This window comes from Aulosira sp. FACHB-615 (assembly GCF_014698045.1).
In the GTDB taxonomy this organism is placed as follows: Bacteria; Cyanobacteriota; Cyanobacteriia; order Cyanobacteriales; family Nostocaceae; genus Nostoc_B.
Map to the genome: position 1 here is coordinate 122486 of NZ_JACJSE010000002.1, position 25680 is coordinate 148165.

The following is a 25680-nucleotide window of genomic DNA, read 5'->3' on the forward strand; positions in this document are numbered from 1 at the left end:
ATAATTTTAAATCCGAGTTTTTACTCAAAGCTAAATTCGTAAAATTAAGCATAAGTACGGTGGATAAATGCTGAGATACACAGCACAATAAGATTTATGAAGTTAAGGCAAAGAAGGGTATCAACAGAAACTTCTTATCAGGGAATCTACCTTTTCATAACCTTAAACTTGAGATTGCTTGCAGTAGTTGTTCTTTCCTTATGACTCTTGGCATCTTTGCGTTAGACCAACAAACATCTATGCAGGACTAAGTTAACCACAATTAGATATTGCTGTTGAATATTCATCGCCAACTTCAGTTAACACAATTAATTGAGGAACCAGCAATGATTCGTCGTCTTTTTATCGCTTCAGCTTTGATTTTAGGAAGTTTTGCTGTTACATCTAAAACATTTGCAGCTGATACGGAAAATGTGCCGTTTGGTGGTTCAGTTGTTGCGGCTTGTTCTTTTCCGGGTACACCTGGTAATGGTACTTTAGGCAACCCCACAGCTACTACTTTGAGTAGTGCGTTAGCAGATGGAGGAACCAAAGGAACAGCACAGGTATCATGTACAGGCAGTACCGGTAGTCTCAATATTACAGGTGTTACCCAAACAGCCGGGCCGACTCTCGCTTCTCCTGTATACACTGCAACTGCTGCTGGAGGAACAATTGCTGCCACTTTTACTGCTGGAGTGGCTGGTGCGCCTCAAACGGTGGTTCCTGGTACAACTATTCCTTTAGATGTACACATGCTTGTGGTGAATAGTAGTGCTTTAACAGCAGGAACATACGGCTTTACTGTTAATTTAACAGTCACACCTTAAAGATATTAGCTTGTTTATTATAACTTGAGTTCTGGTTTAAAGGTAATCCCATAAATCTTGTTTACTCAACTCAAGTTATATCTACCTTATATTACTCAAGAGATTTAGAGAAAAACATCATGATTAGTAATTTGACTATAACAAAATTGGGAGTCTTACTCAAGAATTTCCAGCAGCAACATAGTATGATTATTGCCGCTACTTCTCTGAGTGGTTTGGCATTATCAGCAGGATTTTTTAACCCTAAGACGGCACAAGCACAAGTCCAAATTTCTCCGATGGTAATTACGGCTAAGGCGCACCAAGGACAAGCAGAAGGTGTAATTAATGTCAAAAATATGACTAATGAACCCTTCCGCGCTCGTGTATATGTTCAGCCTTTTACATATCATCGAGATACAGGATTTCAATCTTTGAAATCTAGCCCAACAGACCTTTCCCCTTACTTACAATTTTCACCAGGGGAACTGACAATTCCGGCTGGTGCTACTCGACGCATTCGGTTATTAAGTCAACTGCCACCTAACTTACCAGATGGTGAATATCGAGTGGTGATTTTTACTGAAAATCTCAAAGAAATTCGTGCAGAAGATGTTAATGGCAATGCCATTAGTATCATTGGTAAAGTTGGTTCTACTTTCTATGTTCGTAAAGGGAATGTATCACCTAATTTAATAGTAGATAGCGCCCAATTAAATGCTTCTGCAAAGAAAATTCAACTGTTGGTTAAAAATACAGGTACGGCTTCGGTTTTACCCACAGCTACCTGGAATTTAAAAAGAGCAGGAAAAGTGATCAGAAGTGGACAATTACCACCAACAGCTATTGTGGCTCAAAGCGATCGCAATTTTTTCCTCAACCTTGTAGCTCAAAATCAGCCAGAAATTACGCCTGGTCAATATGAACTCAGTGGTGAGCTATTGTGGAGTGAAGGCTTGGCAGAAAAAACGGTTCCTTTCAATGTCAATTTGACTATACCTCAAACTGCGGCATCTGCTCTTCGTTAATCAGGTCAGACTATTTCCTGATAGATTCAGCATTCTTTCTACTTTGTACCTTTGTGTATTTGGAGTTATTAATTCACGAAGGTACAAAGATATAAATATAGCAGAAGGCAGGAGGCAAAGTCTTACTATTCCTGGCATTCAAGCTTTGAAATTTTCCTAACATTTCTGACTACCGCTATAGTTTTGATAGTTGTAATAATTATGCAGATTTGACGCTACAAAATTCTGATAATTATTACTAGACCTCTTGCATAAATCAGATTATGCCTACTAAACAAGCGAATGATCTGTAACTCTTTGCGCCTTTGCGCCTTTGCGTGAGACTTAAAATTCGTGTTTCATAACATTCGTGCAAGAGTTCTACTAATTTTGGTAAGCATTCAGACTTGCTCAAGCTTAGATAATCAATCCTATAAAAAATTAATTTAATTTGTAACTCTTTTAAAATACTGTGTCTTACTTAATATCTAATACTGAACTTTCCCCAGATACTAATTATTTACCATCTGTAAATGCGATCGCTCAACCGCAAACTGCTGCATCATTGTCTTCAGCAAGTTCCACTCCAGTAGTTATTAAACCTAGCGCACCCGAAAATTTACCGCCCCAATACTCTCCCATCGACAAAACTTTAACTCCCACAGCAACTATCAAATCCTCCGCTTCGCAGACTTCTGAATCAGAAATACAGCAGTTTGCGCCAGTCGTCGCACCGCCCGAAAGCTTTGCTCCCGAAGCTTCTTTATCTCATACAGTTAAATTATCAGATGACTCAGAAATACAGTTTGCGCCAGTCATTGCACCGCCAGAAAGCTTTGCTCCTGAAGCTGCTTTATCTCATACAGTTAAATTATCAGACTCTTCATTGCAGACTTCCCCAGAAGAGAAAACAAAAGCGAGAAGCGAACCACCATCGATTAAAGTGCCAATCTCAGAACCTGGATTTCTCTCTTGTGAGAAATCCAGGGGTGTGGGAAGGGTGGGAGGATGGGGAGGGGTGGGAAGAAATCTTTCCTCCCACACTTCCCTCTCTCCCCACACTTCCCCCTCTTCCCCCTCTTCCCCCTCTCCCCACACCCTCCACCCATACGTGAGAGATTCGGGAGAAGAGTTACGGGTTTTTCCCGTGGGGTTAGATGTAGACCAACGTCCCAGCATTAAAAGTGTGTTAATGCGTGGTCGAGAAGATGGTATGCAAGCAATTAATTTTGAGCAATGGTTGATACCTTATGAGGCTGTAGTTAGGGCTTTGCAACTCAATGTCACAACTTTAGCTGATGGTCAATTAGAAATTCGCGCTCCTGGTTTGGTGACTCGAATTAATCCGCAAAAACTCACAAATGATCCGCAATTGGGATTGGTGTTTTCTGTCGCTCAGTTGCAAACTTTGTTAGGAGTCACAGCCAAATTTGATATTAGTGATTATGCTGTGCGCTTAGAACGCCCTTGGTTGCTCAAAGCCACCCAGGTAATTGCACCACCAGAACCAATTGTAGAATTAGCTGGATTACCAGAAGTTCCGGCTCCTGGCTTGACTTTGACCGCCGTTGAGCAAAAATTGAACGTTAGTGGTTCAGCTAGTGGTACGTCTAATTATCAAGGAGACTTCGCCGCAGTGGGTACAGCTTTGGGTGGTAGTTGGTTTGTGCGTGTTAATCAACCTCAGTTTCAAAATCCCACAGCTTGGCAAGTTGCAGAAGCACAATTTCTCCGACAAACAAATCAAGCTGATTATGTGATTGGTTCACAGGCTCCTTTTTGGTTGAGCCAAGGTACTGGTGATTATTGGGGGTTGACCACAATTCAACGCTGGGGATTTCAACCGCCCAAAACTGTTGGTGGTGGTTTATCGCCCAATCAAAGAATGCAGTCTGATCAAATTGGGCGGGTAATTACGGGAAAAGCCGCACCAGGAACTTTAGTGAGACTAACTCAAGGTTTAGGCGATCGCATTATTGCCGAAGTTTTGGTAGATTCTTCGGAAATTTATCGCTTTAATGATGTCAAAGTTGATACGCGATTTTTAGGGGCAACTTATCAATTGTTGCTTTATCCCCAAGGAAGATTAACAGAAACACCAGAAATTAGAAATGTGACATTTTCTACCTTACCCGGACAACTCCCCGCCGGCGCAAGTGCGTTGGTAGTTTCTGGTGGTTTCCGCAGACAATTTGCGGATGCTAATTCTGTAATTGGGGAGTTTGCTGATTTTCGTGGTGGTGTAGCCCAACGCTGGGGTTTATCTCCTGATTTAACAGTAGGTTTGGGTGGTGTTTACGATCAATCATTTCGTGGCTTGGCAGAAATATTTTATCAACCCCAAAATCTGCCGTTAAAAGTGGCTTTATCGGCTTTGAGTGGCGATCGCTGGGATATTAATACTAATGTCACATTTGATATCTCACCTCAGATTAATACGCGATTTACGAGCGATCGCTATAAAAGCCGATTTGATTTTGATTGGCGAATGTCTCCTTGGTTGACTTTACTTGGTGGTGTCGATAGCAAAGAAGGCGGATTTGGCGGTGTGCAAATTGCTCATAACCGCAAAAATTCTTTTACCTTTGCGCGGATGACTTTCAATACCCAAAGTCATGTACGCTGGAATTTATTGCATCGTTGGGGACAACTAGAGTTAAACAGCAATGGTAACGAAATTGCTTCAGCATCGGAATTAGCTTACTATCTTTCTCCCAAGAAATTTACTCACCAAGGCAACGCCTTATTTTTGGGTTATGAAACTAGTAATATTTTTACTCAAAGCGATCGCCTCGCTACCTTGGGATGGCGCTATCGTTCCCCACAACGCTCTTTGAATGGTAACTATTTTTGGGAAGCACAACTAGCTTATGGTATTGGTTCCCTCGGTTCTGGGGTCATTGCAACTTTAGGCACCAATATTCTCCCTGGCTTATTACTCCGGGGACGTTATCAAGGCATTTCCACTACATCCAATGAACCAAGTTTTGGCTTAGAGTTGGTATCTAGTCTTGACTTGCAAAGAGGTATCAAGCCTCACCCCTCTCGCCAAGCGAACAACTTACGTACTCAAGGCGGAATTTGGATTCAGCCATTTTTCGACCGCAACGGTAACGGTAAACGCGATCCCAATGAACCTATATATTTGGATCAGCCAAACTTACTATTTACCATTAACAATCAACCTTTACAGTCTTTTGCACCCACAATTCAAAATGATGGCGCTTTGATTTATTTATCTCCCGGCAAATATCGCCTTGACCTCGATCCGGCTGGCTTTCCAGCCAACTGGCAAACAGCCATTGAAGCTTTAGCCGTGGATGTAGTTGCTGGCAGTTACACACCTGTTATGCTACCCATGATTCGTTCTTTTACTCGCTCAGGCGTGGTTACTGATTCTCGCGGTAAACCAATTCCCGGTGCCAAAGTCGAAGCCATAGAACTAAATTCGGGACAAAAGCGATTCTCCGTTACCAATGGCGCAGGAGTCTATTATTTGCAAGGTTTACAGCAAGGTAACTACAAAATAGAAGTCAATGGCCAGCCGCTTAACACCGAAAATTTACAACTACAAGAAACCTCAGCACCATTTCAAGAACTCAATCTTCAGTGAAATAAACTGGGTTAGCGGTTATGGATCAAAGCTAAAGGCAGAAATATATACAGAAATGAAGTATTTTGTCTAATTTTGGCTAAAAATTTTACATTATAAATATTAATCAATCTGTATCAAATGATTCTAATTTAGATTTAGTTAAGAGTTAAGATGACCAGATTACGTTAAATTGTGGTTAATCTACAAAAAATTGTCACAACAATTAATTCATCCTGTTTTCCCAGCCTCGATTTTAAAACTTGATAATGGTCTAACATTGATTCATCAAGAGATTCCGACTACTCCCGTGGTTGTGGCGGATGTATGGGTGCGTGCTGGAGCAGCCAGAGAGCCAGAACAGTGGTTTGGGATGGCTCATTTTTTAGAACACATGATTTTTAAAGGGACAGCCACAATTGCCCCTGGAGCTTTTGATTATAAAATTGAAAACCGTGGTGGCGTGAGTAATGCAGCCACCAGCCACGACTACGCTCATTACTGCGTGACCACTGCTGCACCTTATTTAGAAGATACCTTGCCTTATCTGGCAGAAATACTAGTCAATGCAGCTATTCCTGACGATGAATTTCTGCGCGAACGAGATGTAGTACTAGAAGAAATTCGCTCTTGTTATGATGATCCTGAATGGCTGGGATTTCAGTCTTTGATCAAAAATGTGTATCCGCAGCATCCTTATGGACGTTCGGTGCTGGGTACAGAGCAGGAACTGATGCAGCACTCAGCCGATGACATGCGCTGTTTTCATCGCGCTCACTATCAGCCAGAAAATATGACTGTGGTAATTGTGGGCGGAATTGAAAAAGCCAAAGCCTGGGAATTAGTGAATCAATCATTTGCTAATTTTGCTCCACCTGTTGATTGTCCACCATCTATTACAGCCCAAAAACCGTTAATTCAAGGTATACAGCGTCAAGAACTGTGTTTACCCAGGCTAGAGCAAGGGCGGTTACTCATGGCTTGGACTGCACCGGGAGTTGACCAACTCCGCACTGCTTATGGCTTAGATGTGTTATCTGTATTCTTAACAGAGGGGCGGACTTCGCGCTTGGTGCGTGACTTGCGGGAAGAACAGCAATTAGTGTATGGAATTTGTAGTAATTTTTCTCTACAAAAAGAATCGAGTTTATTTACTATCACTGCTTGGCTAGAACCAGAAAACATCGAGAAAGTAGAGTACTTAATTCGCAGTCATTTACATGATTTGCAAACTGACGGAATTAGGGAACAAGAATTAGCAAGAATGCGTAGGTTGTTATGTAATGAGTATGCTTTTTCGACGGAAACGCCCAACCAATTAACCGGGCTGTATGGTTACTACAACACTATTGCTCAAGCGGAAGTAGCCACAACTTATCCAGAGCAAATTCAGTCATTTACTACCCAAGAACTGCAACAATTAGCTAAACAGTATCTTTCACCGCAGAATTATGCAGTGACTATCCTGAAACCAGGTTACTAAGAAGGCAGTCCCGATGAAACAAGTTTCATAGCCAAGCATGAAAGTGGGACTAGCATTTTTACTCAGCACTCAGCACTTTCAAGTCAAAAGTCAGACGGGAAGCAAGGGAGCAGGGGTGAAAAGAACTAATGACGATTGACTAATGACCATTGACTATTAAAAAATGACTCCAACTGTAAAACCTTCCCTGTCTCACTCCTTGATTCATCGCACCGTACTCAACAATGGCATTGTTGTGTTAGTGGCAGAAAATCCGGCGGCGGATATTATTGCTGGGCGAATTTTTCTCCGGGCTGGTAGTTGTTACGAACAACGAGAACAAGCCGGGTTAGCACATTTGCTTTCGGCGGTGATGACTAAAGGCTGTGAAGGGCTTTCGAGCTTAGAAATTGCCGAACAAGTAGAATCTGTAGGGGCTAGTTTGAGTGCAGATACCTCTACAGATTATTTTTTGTTGTCTTTAAAGACTGTCACCTCAGATTTTCCAGAGATATTGGCATTGACGGGAAAAATTTTGCGATCGCCCACCTTCCCCGATGAACAAGTAGAATTAGAACGGCGGTTAGCCTTACAAGATATTCGCTCCCAAAAAGAACAGCCTTTTACTTTGGCTTTTGAGCAAATGCGGCAAGCCATCTACCAAAATCATCCCTATGCGATGTCATTGCTGGGTGATGAAACTACCATGAGCCGCATTACTCGCCAAGACTTGGTGCAGTATCACCAAACTTATTTTCGTCCCGATAATTTAGTTGTGAGTATCGCCGGCAGAATTACCTTAACAGAAGCTGTCGCCTTAGTAGAGCAAGTGTTTGGTGATTGGCAAATACCCCCACAACCATTACCAGTATTGCATCTGCCCGAAATTCCCGTGAATCCCCAAAGTCTAATCAAGCCGCTACAAACCCAACAATCTATTGTGATGTTGGGTTATTTAGGGACAGCCGTCAATTCTCCAGATTACGCCCCACTGAAATTGCTGTCTACCTACTTGGGCAATGGCTTATCTAGTCGTTTATTTGTGGAATTACGCGAAAAACGCGGTCTGGCTTACGAAGTCTCGGCTTTTTATCCCACACGCTTGTATCCTGGTGCGTTTGTTGTTTATATGGGTACAGCCCCAGAAAATACTACCATTGCCATTGACGGACTGCGGACAGAGGTAGATTTACTGTCGGCGACGGAAGTTTCTACCAACGCCTTTCAAGCTGCGAAAAACAAAATTCTTGGACAGTATGCTTTAGGTAAACAAACTAACGGACAAATTGCCCAGATTTACGGCTGGTATGAAATTTTAGGTTTAGGAATTAATTTTGATAGCCAATTTCAACAGCTAATTGCGGACGTGACTGTTGCAGATGCTCAAGCTGCTGCTAGTCGGTATTTGCAAACCCCTTACTTATCTTTAGTTGGTCAGGAAGAGGCTATTAATTTGGCATTGAATTGATATGTGAACATATAGAGACAGGGGGGACAAGGTAGACAAGGGAGACAAGGAAGATAGACAAGATAGATTCATATCTTGCAGCATTCTCAATAACTGTAGGGTGGGCAATGCTCACAGTAAATTTTTAGCATTGCCCACCTTATACCATTTTGGATTTTAGATTTTGGATTGGGTAAGGGTTGATCGGTAAGCTTTTGAGCCATCAATCTGTCGCAATCATTTTTTAATTTGGTATTACCTTAATTGCAAGTCCCCAACTGCTGCAAGATGTAAGTAGACAAGGGAAGTCAGGACTACTATACGGCAGTCCTGACTTCTCTAGTAATACAAAGATGGTGATTTTGGGACAGGAAACAAGGAATAGAAGAGAGCTAACAATATAGTTCTAAATGAGAACCAAACCAATCTGTTCCCCGTTTCCCGTCCTCATTCCATGAGATTGATGTTTCTAGATGTTACTCATACTTTAGAGTGCCATCAATATTGGCAATGTGGTCGTCAAGGTTTATTGTGGTGGAAACCCACTGTTGAGCGCGGGTTTTACATTGAGCACTTAGACGTGAACCAACTAGTTGGGTTCCTCTGCAAGTCTCAATAAAGTTACCGGGTTGCCACTTCAGACTACCATTAACATTTTCAACTTCTGGGTTCAAATTAATAGAACTAGTTTTGTAAACGCCACCACTCGCTCTTTCGCAAGTAGATGTTAGAACAGAACCTTGAATACTAGTGTTACGACAAGTCAAGCTAAACTGACCCAAAGCCAAGGCAGAATTTGTGGTCATAAAAGACACAACAAATGTGAACAGGACGGCAATACATAGTTTCAGAACTGATTTCATTGTTTTCATCTCCAAGATAAAGAAAATCTAAACAAGGACAGACATTACAGCTATCGCTTCTATACAAACTCTATCCAATTGGGTGGTTTGTACGGGGCTATTATCAAGCAAGAATTTTTAAAACGACAAGGGTAATGATATAAAAGTTTATACTTGTGTTCAGAGTATTTTCAGTAGATGGCAAAGTTGTGCGATCGCACAAAAAATGGCATCACTGGTAGTTGTTAATACAAGGGTTAACTACCCTCTACTTTTTTAATTACAGGATTGTGTTAAAAATGCTTTCACTCGATTGACAAAATCTTCTAGTTCTGCAATTAGTTCTGTACTGCCGCGACGTTCTTGATAAAGAGCGAGTTGTTCTAACTTTTCCGCCGCTAAATACATAGATTTAGCACCAATGTTGTTAGTAGTACCTTTAATTTGATGGGTTTGTTGTGCCATTTGCTGAAAGTCACTGTTAGCGATCGCAGCTTTGATTGACTCTAAACGAGACTGCATATCTTCAACAAAAATTTCTAATAATTGCAATTCAAATTCGGCATCATTTTCGGATAACTGATGTAAATGTTCCCAATCAATAAAGAATGTATTACCATCCTCATGATTAATAGCAACTGGATGTTCAGTAGCAATTAAAAACTGACTCCAATGTTCTAAGACTGCGGCTAAATTTTCTCTAATGACAGGCTTGCTTAAATAATCATCCATACCTGCATCAAGACATAATTGTTTATCTTCTTTCATAGCATTGGCCGTCATCGCAATAATCACTGGACGACGACGGTGAGCAAAATCACCTTCATACCAACGATGAATTTCTTTGGTCGTTTCCAACCCATCTAAAACGGGCATTTGGCAATCCATAAAAATTACATCGTAAGGAATTTTTTCTAATAGTTGTAAAACTTCTTGACCGTTGGCAGCAACATCGGCATTGTAACCCAAGCTTTTTAGTTGTTTGAGCGCAACTTTTTGATTGACTAAATTATCCTCAGCCACGAGAATTCTTAATTTAGAGGAGCCAGTAGCCAGACGAGGGTGACTATTTTGTAAATTGTTCATTTCTAACTCCTGATTATTTGGTAGATGCTGTGGTGGGGAGTGGAAACCTAAAATAGTAATGAGAGTATCAAGGAGCCGAGATGGCTTCACAGGTTTGACTAAATAGGCTGCAAATCCCATTTCTAGCGATCGCTGCATTTCATCCCGTTGATTGGTAGATGTCAGCATAATCAGAGGGATCTCCGCCATTGCAGATTGAGCCTTAATCATTCCTGCTACAGCCATCCCATTGATTGGGGACAGCATATCAATTAAAACCACATCATAGGGTTTTCTTTGCTTGTCAGCCGCTTCTATCGCCCGGATAACAGCCTCCGCACTATCAGCTTTATCCACCTGCATTCCCCAACGAGTGGCTTGATAATCGATAATTTTGTGATTAGTTGTGTTGTCATCTACTAAAAGCATCCGGCGATCGCGCAAAATTCCGCGATCGTCCATCATGGTGACTGGTTGCAGTTGTTTGGTAAAAGGAATCTCAAACCAAAATTCCGAACCTTTACCTAACTGGCTGTCTACACCAATTTCTCCTCCCATTAAAGTTACAAGTTGCTTGCAAATTGCCAATCCTAAACCAGTACCACCATACTTGTATTTATTAGCAGTATGCACTTGGGTAAATGGAGTAAATAATTGATTTTGGTTTTCTGTGGTAATCCCCAAACCAGTATCGATAACGGCAAAACGAATATTAGCTGTTGTGGTATTTTCCCAACGCAATTCAGCTTTAATTAGTACTTCTCCCACACTAGTAAATTTGATGGCATTACTAATCAAGTTCATCAAAATTTGTCGCAGACGACTAGCATCACCTTGGAGTTGTGTCGGCACATTGCGATAAATTAACGCAGCAATTTCTAAGTTTTTTTGATGCGCTTGGGGGGCTAATAAATCTAAGACTTCTTCTACACAATTGGCTAAATCAAAATTGAGGGTTTCTAAAGTCATTTCTCCAGCCTCAAGTTTTGATAAATCCAAAATCTCGTTAATCAGACTTAACAGTGCATCACCACTAATCCGAATGGTTTCGATAAAATCTCGCTGTTCTTGATTGAGGGGAGTTTCTAACATTAAACTAGTCATACCCAAAACAGCATTCATCGGTGTGCGAATTTCATGACTCATATTCGCTAAAAATGCACTTTTGGCTTGAGAAGCTAATTCTGCTTGACGACGAGCTACTTCTAATTCTTCTCGTTGTTGGGTTTCTACTTTGAGCAATTGAGCTTGGGCAATAGCAATCCCGACTTGATCAGCAATTTGCCGCAAAAGATGAGTTTCAAAACTTGACCATTGGTGAGGCGAAGCACATTGATGAACAATTAATAAACCGCAGAGTTCCTCTTTAACCAGAATTGGAATGACTAAATTGGCTTTGACCCCAAGCTTTTGCAATAATTCTAGATGACTTTGTTGAATACTTAGTAAATCTAACTCGCTATTGATGGCGATTTGCTTTTGGCGGTATTGTTGTAAATAGTATTGTTGTTGATATTCTGTTTGTAAGTAAGAGTCGGCAATATTTTGTTGTTTGATTGATGGCCAGTCAGAAACTACAGCCTCAACTAGCATATTATCTGAGCCATGACTAGATATTTGTGAAATTAATACCCGGTCAGTTTGCAGAATTTTTTGGACTTCTTTGGCGGTGATTTCCAGAATCTCTGCTATTTCTAAAGATTGACGAATTTTGAGGGTGATTTCTGTCAATAATTGCGATCGCAAGTTTTGTCGTTGTAGTTCTTCTTCCGCTTTTTTGCGTTGAATAAACTGCCCGACTTGTTCCCCAATCGAATTGAGAATTTTCCCTAACTCTTGGTCATATTGTTGAATTTGCTGGCTGAAACAAGTAATTACCCCAAAGATTTTATGTTCACTGCGAATGGGAAAACCAAAAGCGCCATGTAATCCCATTTGGTTCGCTAGTTCATGGCGCAAAAACCTGTGGTTATTGGCAACATCAGTAAACCATACCAGTTCACAATTAGCCCAAGCGCAACCAGGTAATCCGATTCCTGGTGCAAATGAAATTTCCTGACTCACGGTTGTAAACTCTTGTATCTCCAAAGAATCCCGATACCAAGAGTCAGAACATCTGAGTACATTTGTTTGTTGGTCAACTATCCAAATTTCGCTGACATCCCATTCCAAGTTTTCACCAATAGCTTGCAAAATCTGGGGAATGGTTTCGGCGATCGTGGTAGATTCTGCTAAGACACGGGTAATTGCATATTGTGTCTTTAGTTGCTTTTGGGCGCGTTTGCTATCAGTAATATCAATCCCTGTACTGATGACATATTCCACTGCGCCTTCGTAGTTTTGCAAAATCGCATTTGACCAAGCAATTAGTCGTCGGCTACCATCTTTTGTTACCCAACAGCTTTCGTAATTTTGATAGCCTTGATGCTCACTTGATTGCAACTGAGCAAACGCAACTTTGACTGGCTCGATTTCTTCAGGTAATAAAAATAAATTCCAGAAATATCTTCCCCTGACTTCATCAAATGAGTAACCTGTAATTTGCTCACAAGCATGGTTAAAGCGAACAATTTGCCCTTTGGCATCAAGTACAATCACCAATGCACTAGCTGTATCTAAAACTGCGGAGATAAAGTTGCGTTCTTCGTTGAGTGTATCTTCTGTTAACTTTCGGGCTGTAAATTCACAATAAATCAGGTAGTAAACCACAGCTAAAATCACAAAGCTCAGACAAATAGCAAAAGCCAGAATTAAAATTGTGTAGCGCGTGCTAACTCTGTCTGTTTGTGACTGCTCTTTTAATAACTGCTTTTGTTCATTTTCTATGGCATCAATAGCTTGGCGAATATCAGCCATTAAATTGTTTTTTTTATCTGCCAATATAGCCTGCAATGCTACATTAAAGCCTTTATCTTGACGCAAATTAATAGTTTTTTCGAGGATATTTATTTTATTATTTATTAGGCTTTCTATGACGATTAATTGCTGTTTTTGACGCGGCTTATCTGTTGTGTGTTTTTGCAGATTTCTGATTTGTCCATTAATATTTTTTAGTGCTATTTGATATGTGTCGAAATCAGCCTGATCTCCTGTAAGTATATAATTTATTTGCCGAGCTTCGGCATCTTTAACATCAGACAGCAGTGTTTCTAAACGAGAAATTTGCTTTTGAGTTTTTTGAATTTGATGGTTGATATTAATAAATATTTTGGTATTTTTATAAGAAATTAAGCCGATTAAAACTAAAATTATCGAAGCTAACCCAAAACCGCCAGTAACTCTTTTAAAAAAATCTCTATGTACTTTTTGTTTGTGTTTACGTTCATTCGTTATGCTGGCTAAATTTGCTAAATTTCTTTGCAATTCCATCTGTTTGATGACTTGTCGCCCCAGAATGCGTAATGCTTCGATTTGTTGTGGAGATAAATTACGAGGCACACGGTCAATAACGCAAAGTGTACCCAAGGCATAACCTTCAGGGTTAATCAATGGCACACCAGCATAAAATCGAATGTGGGGATTAGAAGTAACCAAGGGGTTTTTCGCAAAACGTTCGTCAGCTGTGGCATCAGGGACAATAAAAACATCAGACCCTAAGATAGAATACCCACAAAATGCAATATCTCTGGGTGTTTCTGTTTCGTTCAACCCAACTTTTGCCTTAAACCACTGCCGATTTTGATCAATTAAGCTAATTAAGGCAATTGGTGTTCCGCAAATATACGAAGCTAAATTAGTCAAGTCATCAAATGCGGCTTCTGATGGAGTATTGAGGATTTTATACTCTAAAAGTGCCTCTATTCTTTGTGCTTCGTTATCGGGTAATGGTGCTTTCATCCTAATTATTTACAGATGTGTTAAACAACTTGGCTAATGCAATCCCTGAATTTTTTAGTGAAGAAGAATTATATAAATCAAAATTCTTAGTAAAATTTACTAATTAATAAACAGTACCGATTATCTGCTGTTGGTTCATAAGTTAATTTATCGGCGATCGCTGACATAATTTTTAAGCCTCGCCCTCGTTCTCGATGATTATTTTCAAATTCAGGAACTTGTTGTAATTGCTTTTCTAAATCGAAAGCTTCTCCTTGGGATAATATGCGGATGTCTATTTGTTTATTCGACAGCCAAACTTCTATCTCAATCGGAGTTTCTTGGGGAAGATTTTTATGAGCATGTTCTACAATGTTGGCAAAGCCTTCTATTAACAGGGTTTGGCATTGCCACCAAATTTCTTGGTCAATATTGGATGTTTGATTAATTTGCTCAAACCAAGATAAAATCTCAGACGAGGCATTCAAGTCTGTGTTTACTTTTAAACAAATTTTATTATCCACTTTGAATTTATTAAATATTTAGCTTATATCATAAGCGGAACTCAATTTATTTAATTTGAGTATTTTCACTATACATTAACAACTTAAATATCGTTAATTTAAAGTTAAGCAAATATTTAATAATCATTTTATTTAGTTAGCTGTAGTTTATGGTAAAAATTCTAGTGATTGATGATGACCCAATTGTGCAGGCGGTACTGAAAAGAACGCTCCAGAATCAGGGTTATGAAATTACTGTGGCGACAAATGGCAAAGAAGGAATTATCCAAGCGCGGTTACTGCGTCCAGCTTTGATTATTTGCGATTGGGTGATGTCATATTTAGATGGGTTGGAGGTATGCAGACAAATTAAAGCTGATCCAGAATTAGCGACAACCTTTTTTATTTTGTTAACTGCGAAGGGTGCAGCTAGGGGAGAAGAAGAAGATAGAGTCAGAGGACTAGATGCGGGGGCTGATGAATTTATTTCTAAGCCGATTGAGATGAATGAGTTAAAGGCGCGAGTCCGGGCTGGTTTGAGGTTGCATCAATTAAATCAAGATTTGCACAGTCAAAAACAAGCTCTAGAAATTCTCAACCAAACTTTGCAAACTCAAAAGCAAATTATGGAAACAGAATTAGCTGAGGCGGCTGATTATGTGCGATCGCTTTTACCGCCACCACTGACAGGAGTAGTCACCACTGAAACCCTATTTATTCCTTCTGCACAGTTAGGAGGTGATTGCTTTGACTATTACTGGCTAGATGATGATCATCTCGTAATTTATCTGTTAGATGTATCGGGACATGGCGTAGGTTCGGCGCTGCTGTCGGTGTCGGTGCTGAATATGTTGCGATCGCAATCTTTACCCCACACTAATTTTTGTCAACCAAGTGAAGTTCTCAAAGCACTTAATCATAACTTTCAAATGAGTAACCAAGGTGCTAAATATTTCACCATCTGGTATGGAGTGTATGACCGCATTAAACAGCAACTTGTTTATGCTAATGCAGGTCATCCACCAGCCATCCTCATCTCAAATCAATCTCCGAATAATTTGCAAGTTCAACAACTAATCTCCTTAGATTTACCTATAGGTTTTTTACCAGAGGTTGACTTTGTAGAGGCTGTCTTTGAAATTACCGAAAACAGCACTCTTTATATTTTTAGCGATGGAGTTTATGAAATTAATCAACCCAACGGTAAACTATTAGGTCTTGATGCTTTTATTGAAATTTTAATCAAACATAACCAAGCAAACAATTACACGCTCAATCATCTATTATTAAAAATCATGACTTTAAATATTCAACAATCTCCAGAAGATGATTTATCTTTACTAAAAGTTTATTTTGGTAGTGCAACCTAAATCAAATTTTTATTTTTAGAAAATTTTTCAGAATCGACACAAATAAAAAAATAAAGTCCAAAACAGAGATATTTTTTGACTTTTTAAGAAGTTGCCAACACTTGGCGTTTACAGTCTTCTTGATCAGCAAAAGTTTGAAATACTCTGTTAATTTTTGTTAATTGAAATAACATATTCACTTGGTCACTTACAGAGCAAACAAACAGTTTGGCATGAGCAGTTTTCACCATTTGAGCGGCTGCAACTAAAGACCCTAAACCAGAGCTATCAATAAAATGGACTTCTTTCAAATCAATCAACAACATATCTGCGCCATTATCCAATAGATTACTCACTTCATGCTGTAACTTATTACCTGTCAAACCATTTAATACGCCTTGTGGTTGAATGACTTTGATTGTCGAATCCATAAGCTAATTACCTAATTTTGTAATCAAATATACACTTTTCTATTTTGGCATTTGCACTTCCTAAACGCAAGTTATCAAATTAATATCAATCACAAAAATGCAATTTACATGATTTCTTTAATTATCAAAAGCTAATTTTCATAAACTCTTTAATACTTTGGGGATGGTTGCCAAACAGCCGCCCGAATCACACCCCACAAAAGCATTAGATTATAAATAGCCCAAACACTGTTGATGAGAGATATCCCAGGATACTTATTATGACCAATGATAAATAAATAAAAACTCCATAGCATACCTAAAACTGTCAGTATAAATACCAGTAATTGCGACCAGACCATACGCAGGTAAATACCAGATTGTCGCTGTTTTGGGGTAACTTGGAAATTAATTTTTTGTCCGGTGAACACACTCCAGACAGCTTGAATTAATAAGGGAAATAATGCGATCGCATATTGTTCTGAACGCCACAATTCACCAGCCGGAATCCCCCAAGCCACTGTTAAAAATGTTAAGCGATTGATAATAAAAGCCGGAATAAAATGTATAGCAAAATCATAGCCAAAGGTTTTTACAGGGGCAATTTCGGTAAAGAAATAAATAATTGGACAAACAATAAATACCAGACTAGCAAAGCCTGAAAAATAGCTATACATGGTTTTAAAATATTGTAGGCGTTGCCAAAATGTCAGTCCTGGTTTAGCAAAGGGATTTTCTTTTAATAAAACTTGGATAGTTCCTTGAGCCCAGCGTAGTCGCTGTTTTAAAGTAGAACTCAAATCATCCGGCGCTAAACCTTCTGCTAAAAGTTCGTGATGATAAATCGATTTCCAACCAGCACCATGCAGCCGCATAGCTGTATTCATATCTTCTGTAATACTATTACTAGATACCCCACCTACTAATTTAAATTCATCTAACTTAGTTTCATCTTTACTAAACTCATCAGCAAAATATTGCAGTCCTACATTAATCAGGGCTTCCCGGCGGAGGATAGCATTTGTCCCTGTGTAAAATGCCGCATTCATCCCATCTTTGCCCTGTTGTAGTGGCCCGTAAAATAAATTAGCTTGATGTCCAAAAGGATCACCAACTGGAATATTATAAAAAGCTTGTGGTGTTTGGACAAAAGCAATGCGGTTTTGTTCGTACTTACCAGTGAAAAGATTATATGTATAAAAATATGGTAAAACTCGTTTGAGAAACTGTGGTTTAGGAATATGATCGGCATCTAAAGTGAGAATAAATTCCCCCGCAGTTTCTCCTGAAAAAATCGCATAATTAAGATTACCTGCTTTTGCATGGTGAGGTACACCCACGGGCTTAGGACGTGCAATATAATGAAATCTTAGCAGTTGAGCTAATTCCTGTTCTTTTTGGTAAATTGCTGTTTCTAAAGCTCGTTTTTCAGTTTTCAGACGTGCAGTTATAGTGTGATGTTCCGGCGGTAAACACAAAATAAACTGTTGTAGACTTGCGAGTAATTCTGCTGCTGATGTTGTCTGAGCATTTTGAGTTGATGATAATTCTTGTAACCACTCTTCCGCCGCTTGAATATTGACTTTGAGATTTTCTAGTTTTTGCAGACGTTCTACTAAATGAGAGCGTTCAGCATCAATACGGTTAGCTTCTTGTTGTAATAATGGTGATTGCAAATCTTGAATACATAATCTTTCGGTCATGGTTCGCATGGCTGGTGAGTTGCCATCATCTAATACATAAACATGCAATTTAGTAACAGGATAATCAATTGCTAAAGCCGCCGTTGCAGTTTGCTCAACAATTTCTGGTGGCTCATTGTAGCAAGTGATAAATACATCTACTGTTGGCCATTCCGATTTTGCTAAAGGTGGGATCATTTGGTCAAGAGATTTAACCTGCCGCACTAAAGGCCGCCACAAACCAATGACAAATAGCACACCGCCAAAATAACTATAAATTTCCGCTAATAATAAAGGAATTGACAGCCACAAAGCATCAAAGTTAATTGAATGAGTAATACGCCATTGTAAATACCAAAAACCGAAAATTAAATTAATTTCGGCTAAGTAGCGAAATAACAATGTGCGTTTTTTGAGTGTTGAGCGACTGTTACCAGGAAAATTAGCCGAGTTATTCAAAGATGCAAAATTCATGGGAATACCAATAATCAAAAAATCAATTTCAAATATTCAATCAGCCTCCAGATGTATCTGTGGAATTTATTTGCTATCTACAATCGCAAATTATTTTGCAGTGCGGTGATTTTCTGGCGGAGATGCCCAGTAATTGCCATTACTATCAGAAATTAGTTTAATTTTTGGCTGAGGAATTCGAGGAAGACCACGGCCGGAATCTCCTTGGGCGATCGCTTCCCACCAGGGAGAATTCAGGGAAGTATTGGCAGCAATTAAGGGTTTGTGGTTGGTGAGTGTATACAACAAAGATTGCAAAATCATGCTGTTGGTGCTGCTGGTGAAACCAACGGCGGTTTTACCTGTAGCTTCATAAAAGCCTTCGTAAAAACCTGTGAGTGGGTTATATAAGTCAGTTGTACCTTGCAGTAACTTTTGACTGTATTGATTGTCTGGTAACAAAGCAGCATATCCAAAAGCCACAGCAGTACTGACCATTCTTCCTTGGGGTACTGTTTGTCCATCATCGCTAACAACTTCCCAAGGTTGACCCTGGGCGGTAATGGCGCTGTGGACAGTGTAAGGCTTGCGGTCGATTAAGGTTGTCGCGGCGGCTGTTAAAGTCCCGGTGCGACGGTAACGTTCAACTTGGGCTTGGAAAATGGGTTCAAATAGCGATCGCATTTTCGGATCTAAACCAAACTCTAATCCATAAAGAATAAATGGGTTGCTGACGGTGTATTGATTGACTTTGGAGTTAGTATCAGTACGTTGACGCTGAGTTGGTATTTTCACTCCTTCTACTACAGTTGTTTGATATTCGCCACCCACAGCCGAACCTGAGACATCAAATCCCCACAATTGAAAAGCCCGTGCTGCATATTCTTCATACCCTAAACGAGTATCCAGGTTGACGCGAGTCAGATATCGCCCTTGGGGATTTTTAATCACCGTCGCACTGGAAAGCAATCCATCCCGGACTACCCGCAGGTATGACCAATCCAAGACAATTTGATCAACCGCTTTGGTATATTCTGGATGGTAGCTTTTTAAGTTATACAACCCAGCTAACAGTCTGCCAATATCCAAAGCTGACCAACCATTGCCTTCAATGACTGGATTACCGCCGTAGTCTATGGGTTGGAGCGATCGCGTATCATAACCCCGATTCGGTAATTCCCCGGCAAATAACTGTAATTTTCCTAACGCTGCTAATAAATGGCGGGTGCGCTGGTCAAATTCTTTTGGGGAAATTACATCCAATGATCGGGCGGTGTGGAGTGCGGCGAGATAATCGCCTAATCCCCAGAGTGTTGCACCTTTGAAATCACTGCGATCGTCAACTAAGCCATTCTTGGGATGATAATTGGCTTGAAAATACCTCCAAGCCGCTTCTGCATAACGCCGTTCTACCACTGTTAATGGTCGAGTTAATTTCAACTGAGATGATGAATTTGGGCTATCAACTGGGGGAATCGGGGTAATCGCCACCTCCTCAACTTGGGGATTCTTGACTGGGGGATTGGGCGTGACTTTCACCTCTCCCACATTAGAATTATTCCCAGATGTTGGCGGTGGATTTGTGGGTGTGGGAGTCGCCGCAGAATTATTATTACTTGGTGCTTTGGCGGCTGTATTGACATAACCAGTAATTAAAGAACGATTTCCTCTGGCTTTGTAGTACAAAATCTCTAAAATTAGCCCGTTGGTATTCCCAGTTAAGGCTTTATTTGGCTGTTTCGTTTCCTCATAAATCCCTGCATAATAACCACTTTCATCAGGGCTACGCAGATCCTTGACTGCATCAAACAGTTTTTGGGCGTAAGCATTATCTGGGTACAAGTAACGCCAACCAAATGCGGCTTTGGTACTTACACTGCGAAACTGGGGATAAGGTTGGTTAGTATCGGTAATTGTGGCCCAACTCTGCCCGTTAGCGTAAACAGTATTGTAGAGAAAATAAGGTGCTTGGTCGATGTTATCTTCGGTGACTGCTGTTAACTGACCTGTCGCTTCGTAACGGCGCTTCTGCACTTCCAGAACTTTAGCTGCAAAATCAGCTAATTCACCTTGTAAGCCAAATTCAATGCCATCTAAAATATAAGACTCGCTAACAATGTAATTATTGGCGTTAGTACTTTGAAAATCGCGGGTGTCAACGGGAATCTGCACACCATTAATTTCCACTGTTTTATATGGTTCCCAGGCCAAAGCTTTGGGTGCAGAAAAACCCCAGAGTTGATACCCCCGGACGGCATATTCTTCGTAACCTAGTCGCCCTTCTTGGACTAATAATGTTTTGTTATCTGGGAGAACCGTCGCCCCGTAAAGTTGTCCATCCTTGAGCGATCGCGCTACTTGCCACCTGGCTATAATGCCTTTGAGCCAATCATTATATTGGGGATGACAAGTGCGAATCACATCAAACGCCGCTAAAACCCGACCAATATCTAAAGCAGACCAGCCAATACCCCGTTCAATGGCATTGTTACCGTAATCAACCATCTGCCCGGTAGCCGTGTTATAGACTTTATTGGGTAAAGCATCTTCAAATAACTTGATATTGCTTAGACCTGTTAAAAACTTATTCAGCCGAGAGTCAAAATCTGCTTGGTCAGTCAGATTCATCCATCGCGCCGCATTCAACGCCATTAAATAATTCCCCATATCCCACAGGGTTCCTGAAGGATAACCCCCCACAGAATTGGTAAATCCTGTTGCTGGCTGATAATTTTTGACAAAATACTGCCAAGCAGAACGGGCATAAGTTTGTTCTTCGGCTGTCAGAGGCGCAGTAATATTGCTACAGCTATTGGCATTTTGCGATAAAACTGGCGTGGGGATGTAAATTAAAAATTGCAAGATTGTTCCAATCAAGAACAATGCAATCCATCTCCACAATTTTTGTTGATAGTACTTGTGTAACATATACCAATAGGGAATTAGGAGCGTTATTGTGCGATCGCACAGATGAGATGTGTAGCGTTAGTGAATGATACTCGGAAAAACTCCAAATATCAGGGTGAATTACACGGAAATTATCTATACTTTTTATTTAATTGGTTTCTGTATACTGAAAAATTTTGTATTTCGTGCAAATACAGACTTAGTTGAAAACTTTGTATATTACATATATTTGTGAATCAATTAGTCATTCAAGCACAAACTTTTAGATTTTTACAATATGTAATAAAGATTTTATGTATAACTGATACTATCTAATAATTACCTATACTGAGCTAAAAATTATCAGTCAATCTGACTCAATTTCCATATATCAATAAAACATAGTGGGGTGTGTTATGCAAAATTCAGAAAATACCTCTGATTATCAACCAGAATCTGCTCATTCTCAAATCCTAGACTCATATATTACCACCATTGAAGATAGTTTTCGAGAAAACTGTTCCCAACTCAAACTCATAAATTATGGTACAGGATCTGGAAAAACTCACCAATTATTCCAAGCTATATATAAAACTATTGAAAGTCATCCTAATACTAAAATAATCGGTATATATGTTGCTCCATTAAGAGAACATTTATGTGTTCCAAGTTCAATTATTAACCAATATACTGATACTGGTATCCCCGTCTATAAACTAAATTCATTAGAGATGAAAACGACGGATGAATATATAAAATTATACAAAAAATGTATATATGCGATAGTTGAGAATCAAAAATTTTGGCAATTGATATCAAAATATAATACTAATGAAAAAATTCTGGAAAATAAACAAAATCTGAACAAAGTGAAAGGTGTTATTAATCGGATTGAATATTTCACAAGAGTAGATTTTGGCGATGAAGAATTGAATAAGTCTGAAATTACAAAAGCAAGAAGAGAACTCAACAAGCTATTTGAAAGTTTTTTAGAATTTCTCATTAAATCTCAATTAGCTCAAGAAACTTGGCCGATTGAATGTTTAAGGTTGATGGAGATATTTTTCCCTCTTCACCTTTTGCAAGAAAAATCTGGAATATTGATGCTTACTTATGATAAATTTGAAACTTCTATCCCGTACTTTATCCATAATGGTGAAAAATGGGTAAAGAAAGACGACAAGCTCGATAAATACATTATTCAGCAAACAAATAACTCCAAAAAATTTATCCTCGCATTGGATGAGCAGGAAGATGGCTATCAAATTATGCTATATAAAAAGATTGATATCATCTCACCTGATCAATTAGCAATCAATAATGCACTTTCATCTATCAATAGAGAATTTTCACTTCTTTTTTCTACTCACAATAATGAAAATAGAGAATTCTTAAATTTTCTTGACAAGAATAAAGGGGCTTTGCGAGAGTTACAAGAATATTTTGATAAAAACAAAGATATTGATCCAAAATTACAAAAATTTGCCCCAACATATCAAAGATTAATACTTGAGGAAGGCAATTCTATCAATTTTTTAGAACAGGTAGTAACAATAAAAAAAGGTCTTGATAAATCAATGGACGAAATTGTTGGAATTCTCGATAATTACGAGCAAGAAAATCCGATTGTATTGACTTTTGAAATGTTAGCTAGGGTTTTGTCAAAATTTGAGAATAATAGAAGTTTGTTAATTCCTCAGCAGCTTTACAACCAAATCAGTAATGAACTGATGAGCATTTTCTCGTATAATAACCTATACATATACAACATCGAGCCTCTAAAAAGATTATTTTTAAACAGACCGTCTGGTGGTCATGTTCACATTATTGAGGAAACAATTGCAGATAATACCTCTGTAGCAGAACTGATTTATGCTATTCTGGTTGTTCGACTACAAATTAAAAGCATTAAAGATTTTTTAGCTAATGTTTTGGATGCTGAGGATTCTCAATCTCGTTCTTTAGATATTTGGTCAAAACAGATAGCTAAAGTTCAAAAAGCTAGTGAAGAAAACTCATCGCCAAATCAACTACTCAAATACTTAAACCGTACCTATGTTTATGAAAGCTATAAATCTATCATAAATATCAAAGAAATTTCTCGATATCAAAATCCTAAGAATAACTTAATAGCTCAAGAACTTAGAGAAGTATCTATTGGGAGTACTGCTATATTAACTTCACCTGAATTTAAGATAAATTCTATACTGAATAACAATAGTAATGTAATATTTCTCATCTCAGCTACAGGAGGAATATTTGGTGATTTAAGTACAAGCTATGATATGCGTTATTTGGAAGATAATCTACGTAATGAATATGGTAAAAGCTCTTTTAGAGCAATGGTTGAAGAAGAAATATTACTCTGTGAAAAAATTAGGATTCAACGTAATACTAAGAGACAAATCACAGTAGATTTTTTCAAGGAAAGTTTATCATCTTTTCCAAACAAAAAAACTCAAGAAGTTGCAGAACGATTTGAGAATAAAATTTTAAAAGATTTTATCAATGATTGCAAAAATGATAGAGCTTGGTTTAGTCTTTACAAGATTCAAGAACTAAAAAGTTTTATTCGTTTCTTATTTTACCTTTTTGAAGATGAATCAATTCAAGAAACAATTGCTTTTACACAAACCTTAAGCTGGATTAAAAAATTGATGATGTTTTGGGAAAAACTTCATTATGCTGACTTTCTAATTGAGAAATCTTCAGATCATCCAAGCATATATTATGTCAATCTAAATCATCAAAAATACAAAAGTAATGTTCGTATTAAAATAATTTTATATGAAGCCAGCTTTAATAAACATTACTTAGATCAAACAACTCAAAAAACATATTTGGATGAGCTTGTTGAAGAAGAAGGGCAAAAAGTTTTCTTTATATCGGCTTATCAATCAGCCTCAAAAGGATTGAACCCTATCATCAAAAATCGCAACGGAGAGGAAAAAGATTTTGACTCCTTAGTTTTGCTCATGGATAGTTACTATACAGTAATGAAACCATCGCTGAAAAAATCACAAGAATCTGAAAAAGCTACAACACTTTATCATTTTGCCTTGATGAAAAGTATTGTAAATTTAGGAGATTCTAATTTAGAAATAAAAGATTTCAACAAATACTTGAATCAACCTGAAGCTGGAGCATTTCGAGAGCAACAACATCAAATCTTATTAGGTAAAGGAATTTTACAAGTTATTGGTAGGTCTGAAAGGCGTGATTTTCCAACCCAAGTAGTAAAGATTTTCATTAATGAAGAAACAAGAAAAAATTTAGTGAATTTTTATAGATATCTAGAGCAGGAAGAACCTGATGAAGTTCGGAAATTTTCTGTTAACAACTACAAAGTTTATTTAAGTGTTCAACAGGAGGAAAAAAAACGAGCAATTAAGGATTACGATAATCATGTGTATGATGAAACTGATGCTTCTCTAAATTTTCAAAATTTTAGAGAAAAAATGTTGAATGAGATTGAAAATTTTCATCAAAATCAAAAGGCATTTGCTATTACAAAAATGTGGAATGCTTTACGTGATCATATTGTTTTTAAAGACCCAGGCAAATATCTCAAAAAGTTAAGAGAGTTAAAGCTATTTCCTGATGATTTTATTGACTCACTATTTTATCACAACACAGAACAAACTGAATTTACACCATATCTAGCTTTTGTGGAGGAAGAAGGTGAACATTTTCAGATCATCAGCGATAGCATCAATGGGGAAAAAATTTATCCTTACCAGAAGCGATTATATCCTGAATATCTAAAAACCAATACTCAAGGCTATGACTTGGAAGGTAACGAAATTGCTTTGACAGAGCCTTCGACTAATTTAATCTATAGATTGTACAACGAGTTGATTCCACAACCGGAAATTTTTAATACTTATATTCCACGCCCACATTTCTTTTACGATGTTTTGTATCCATCACTGACTGAAAATTTTGCAGAACGCTGGATTAAAGATGTACTTTTTAAAGGTAAAGATTGGAAAATTATAAAATCTATCTATGGTTTTGAGGCATTTATAGATTTCAACAAATATCACAAGTTGTATGAACGCTTTGATTTGTATTACATCAAAGACAATACGCTATTTTGTATTGATGTTAAAGCATGGAGTCAAGCTTCAGGAAATCGCCTTTCACAAAAGACACTAGAAAAAGCACAAAACAAGCTAGATGCTATTGTTTCAGATTATCCAGAGTTTAAAGCTGTGAAAGGATTACTTCTAAACTTGCAAGCAAAACAAGAAAAAAATCACCAACACTCACCAAATTTATTTTCTGGAAATTTGATTTACCTTGATCGCTATAATATTCCAGTTGAATCTGATATTCTCAAAAACTTTTTATTTCAAAAGGAGAAATAATATGAGAG

The 25680-nt window shown here is 38.5% G+C and carries 13 protein-coding genes; 7 read left to right on the forward strand and 6 right to left on the reverse strand.

What is annotated here, in order from left to right:
* Positions 1–275 precede the first annotated feature (275 nt).
* From H6G77_RS02955 to H6G77_RS02975, 5 genes are all read left to right on the forward strand, one after another.
* Positions 276–809 (forward strand): hypothetical protein, encoded by a 534-nt coding sequence (locus H6G77_RS02955; protein WP_242049131.1) that lies wholly within the window; start codon positions 276–278, stop codon positions 807–809.
* A 119-nt stretch (positions 810–928) separates the two neighbouring features.
* Positions 929–1816 (forward strand): P pilus assembly protein, chaperone PapD, encoded by an 888-nt coding sequence (locus H6G77_RS02960; RefSeq protein ID WP_190870788.1) that lies wholly within the window; start codon positions 929–931, stop codon positions 1814–1816.
* 451 nt (positions 1817–2267) lie between these two features.
* On the forward strand, positions 2268–5408 hold the full coding sequence (locus H6G77_RS02965) for a carboxypeptidase regulatory-like domain-containing protein (protein WP_313954475.1): 3141 nt from the start codon (positions 2268–2270) through the stop codon (positions 5406–5408).
* Between the two features lie 193 nt (positions 5409–5601).
* A complete protein-coding gene (locus H6G77_RS02970; RefSeq protein ID WP_190870789.1) occupies positions 5602–6870 on the forward strand; it encodes a pitrilysin family protein in 1269 nt (422 codons plus the stop codon).
* A gap of 163 nt (positions 6871–7033) precedes the next feature.
* Positions 7034–8317 carry a pitrilysin family protein gene (locus H6G77_RS02975; RefSeq protein ID WP_190670895.1) on the forward strand — a complete coding sequence of 428 codons (1284 nt, stop codon included), beginning with the start codon at positions 7034–7036 and terminating at the stop codon, positions 8315–8317.
* Positions 8318–8772: 455 nt separating this feature from the next.
* On the opposite strand, the gene H6G77_RS02980 is transcribed toward H6G77_RS02975, so the two are convergent.
* The 3 genes from H6G77_RS02980 to H6G77_RS02990 form a co-directional block, all read right to left on the reverse strand.
* Positions 8773–9159 (reverse strand): CVNH domain-containing protein, encoded by a 387-nt coding sequence (locus H6G77_RS02980; protein ID WP_190591728.1) that lies wholly within the window; start codon positions 9157–9159, stop codon positions 8773–8775.
* 255 nt (positions 9160–9414) lie between these two features.
* On the reverse strand, positions 9415–14040 hold the full coding sequence (locus tag H6G77_RS02985) for a GAF domain-containing protein (protein WP_190870790.1): 4626 nt from the start codon (positions 14038–14040) through the stop codon (positions 9415–9417).
* Positions 14041–14126: 86 nt separating this feature from the next.
* On the reverse strand, positions 14127–14543 hold the full coding sequence (locus tag H6G77_RS02990) for an ATP-binding protein (protein ID WP_190591730.1): 417 nt from the start codon (positions 14541–14543) through the stop codon (positions 14127–14129).
* 149 nt (positions 14544–14692) lie between these two features.
* On the opposite strand from H6G77_RS02990, the gene H6G77_RS02995 reads away from it, so the two are divergent.
* Positions 14693–15892 (forward strand): SpoIIE family protein phosphatase, encoded by a 1200-nt coding sequence (locus tag H6G77_RS02995; RefSeq protein ID WP_190870791.1) that lies wholly within the window; start codon positions 14693–14695, stop codon positions 15890–15892.
* Positions 15893–15975: 83 nt separating this feature from the next.
* Here H6G77_RS02995 and H6G77_RS03000 read toward each other — a convergent pair whose 3' ends face one another.
* The 3 genes from H6G77_RS03000 to H6G77_RS03010 all read right to left on the reverse strand — a co-directional run bounded on the left by H6G77_RS03000 (position 15976) and on the right by H6G77_RS03010 (position 21344).
* Positions 15976–16302: an STAS domain-containing protein gene (locus H6G77_RS03000; RefSeq protein WP_190591732.1), complete on the reverse strand. Its 327-nt coding sequence runs from the start codon at positions 16300–16302 to the stop codon at positions 15976–15978.
* Positions 16303–16451: 149 nt separating this feature from the next.
* Entirely contained in the window at positions 16452–18437 is a 1986-nt protein-coding gene (locus H6G77_RS03005; protein WP_190870792.1) for a glycosyltransferase, read from the reverse strand.
* Between the two features lie 90 nt (positions 18438–18527).
* Positions 18528–21344: a DUF3131 domain-containing protein gene (locus H6G77_RS03010; protein WP_190870793.1), complete on the reverse strand. Its 2817-nt coding sequence runs from the start codon at positions 21342–21344 to the stop codon at positions 18528–18530.
* A 374-nt stretch (positions 21345–21718) separates the two neighbouring features.
* Here H6G77_RS03010 and H6G77_RS03015 point away from each other — a divergent pair, with 374 nt between their 5' ends.
* Positions 21719–25672: a hypothetical protein gene (locus H6G77_RS03015; protein ID WP_190870794.1), complete on the forward strand. Its 3954-nt coding sequence runs from the start codon at positions 21719–21721 to the stop codon at positions 25670–25672.
* Positions 25673–25680: the final 8 nt, after the last annotated feature.

Coding starts and splice junctions, on each gene's coding strand:
- H6G77_RS03000 (WP_190591732.1), bottom strand. CDS start 16,302: ATGGATTCGACAATCAAAGTCATTCAACCACAAGGCGTATTAAATGGT.
- H6G77_RS02975 (WP_190670895.1), top strand. CDS start 7,034: ATGACTCCAACTGTAAAACCTTCCCTGTCTCACTCCTTGATTCATCGC.
- H6G77_RS03015 (WP_190870794.1), top strand. CDS start 21,719: ATGCAAAATTCAGAAAATACCTCTGATTATCAACCAGAATCTGCTCAT.
- H6G77_RS02960 (WP_190870788.1), top strand. CDS start 929: ATGATTAGTAATTTGACTATAACAAAATTGGGAGTCTTACTCAAGAAT.
- H6G77_RS03010 (WP_190870793.1), bottom strand. CDS start 21,344: ATGTTACACAAGTACTATCAACAAAAATTGTGGAGATGGATTGCATTG.
- H6G77_RS02985 (WP_190870790.1), bottom strand. CDS start 14,040: ATGAAAGCACCATTACCCGATAACGAAGCACAAAGAATAGAGGCACTT.
- H6G77_RS02980 (WP_190591728.1), bottom strand. CDS start 9,159: ATGAAATCAGTTCTGAAACTATGTATTGCCGTCCTGTTCACATTTGTT.
- H6G77_RS02995 (WP_190870791.1), top strand. CDS start 14,693: ATGGTAAAAATTCTAGTGATTGATGATGACCCAATTGTGCAGGCGGTA.
- H6G77_RS03005 (WP_190870792.1), bottom strand. CDS start 18,437: ATGAATTTTGCATCTTTGAATAACTCGGCTAATTTTCCTGGTAACAGT.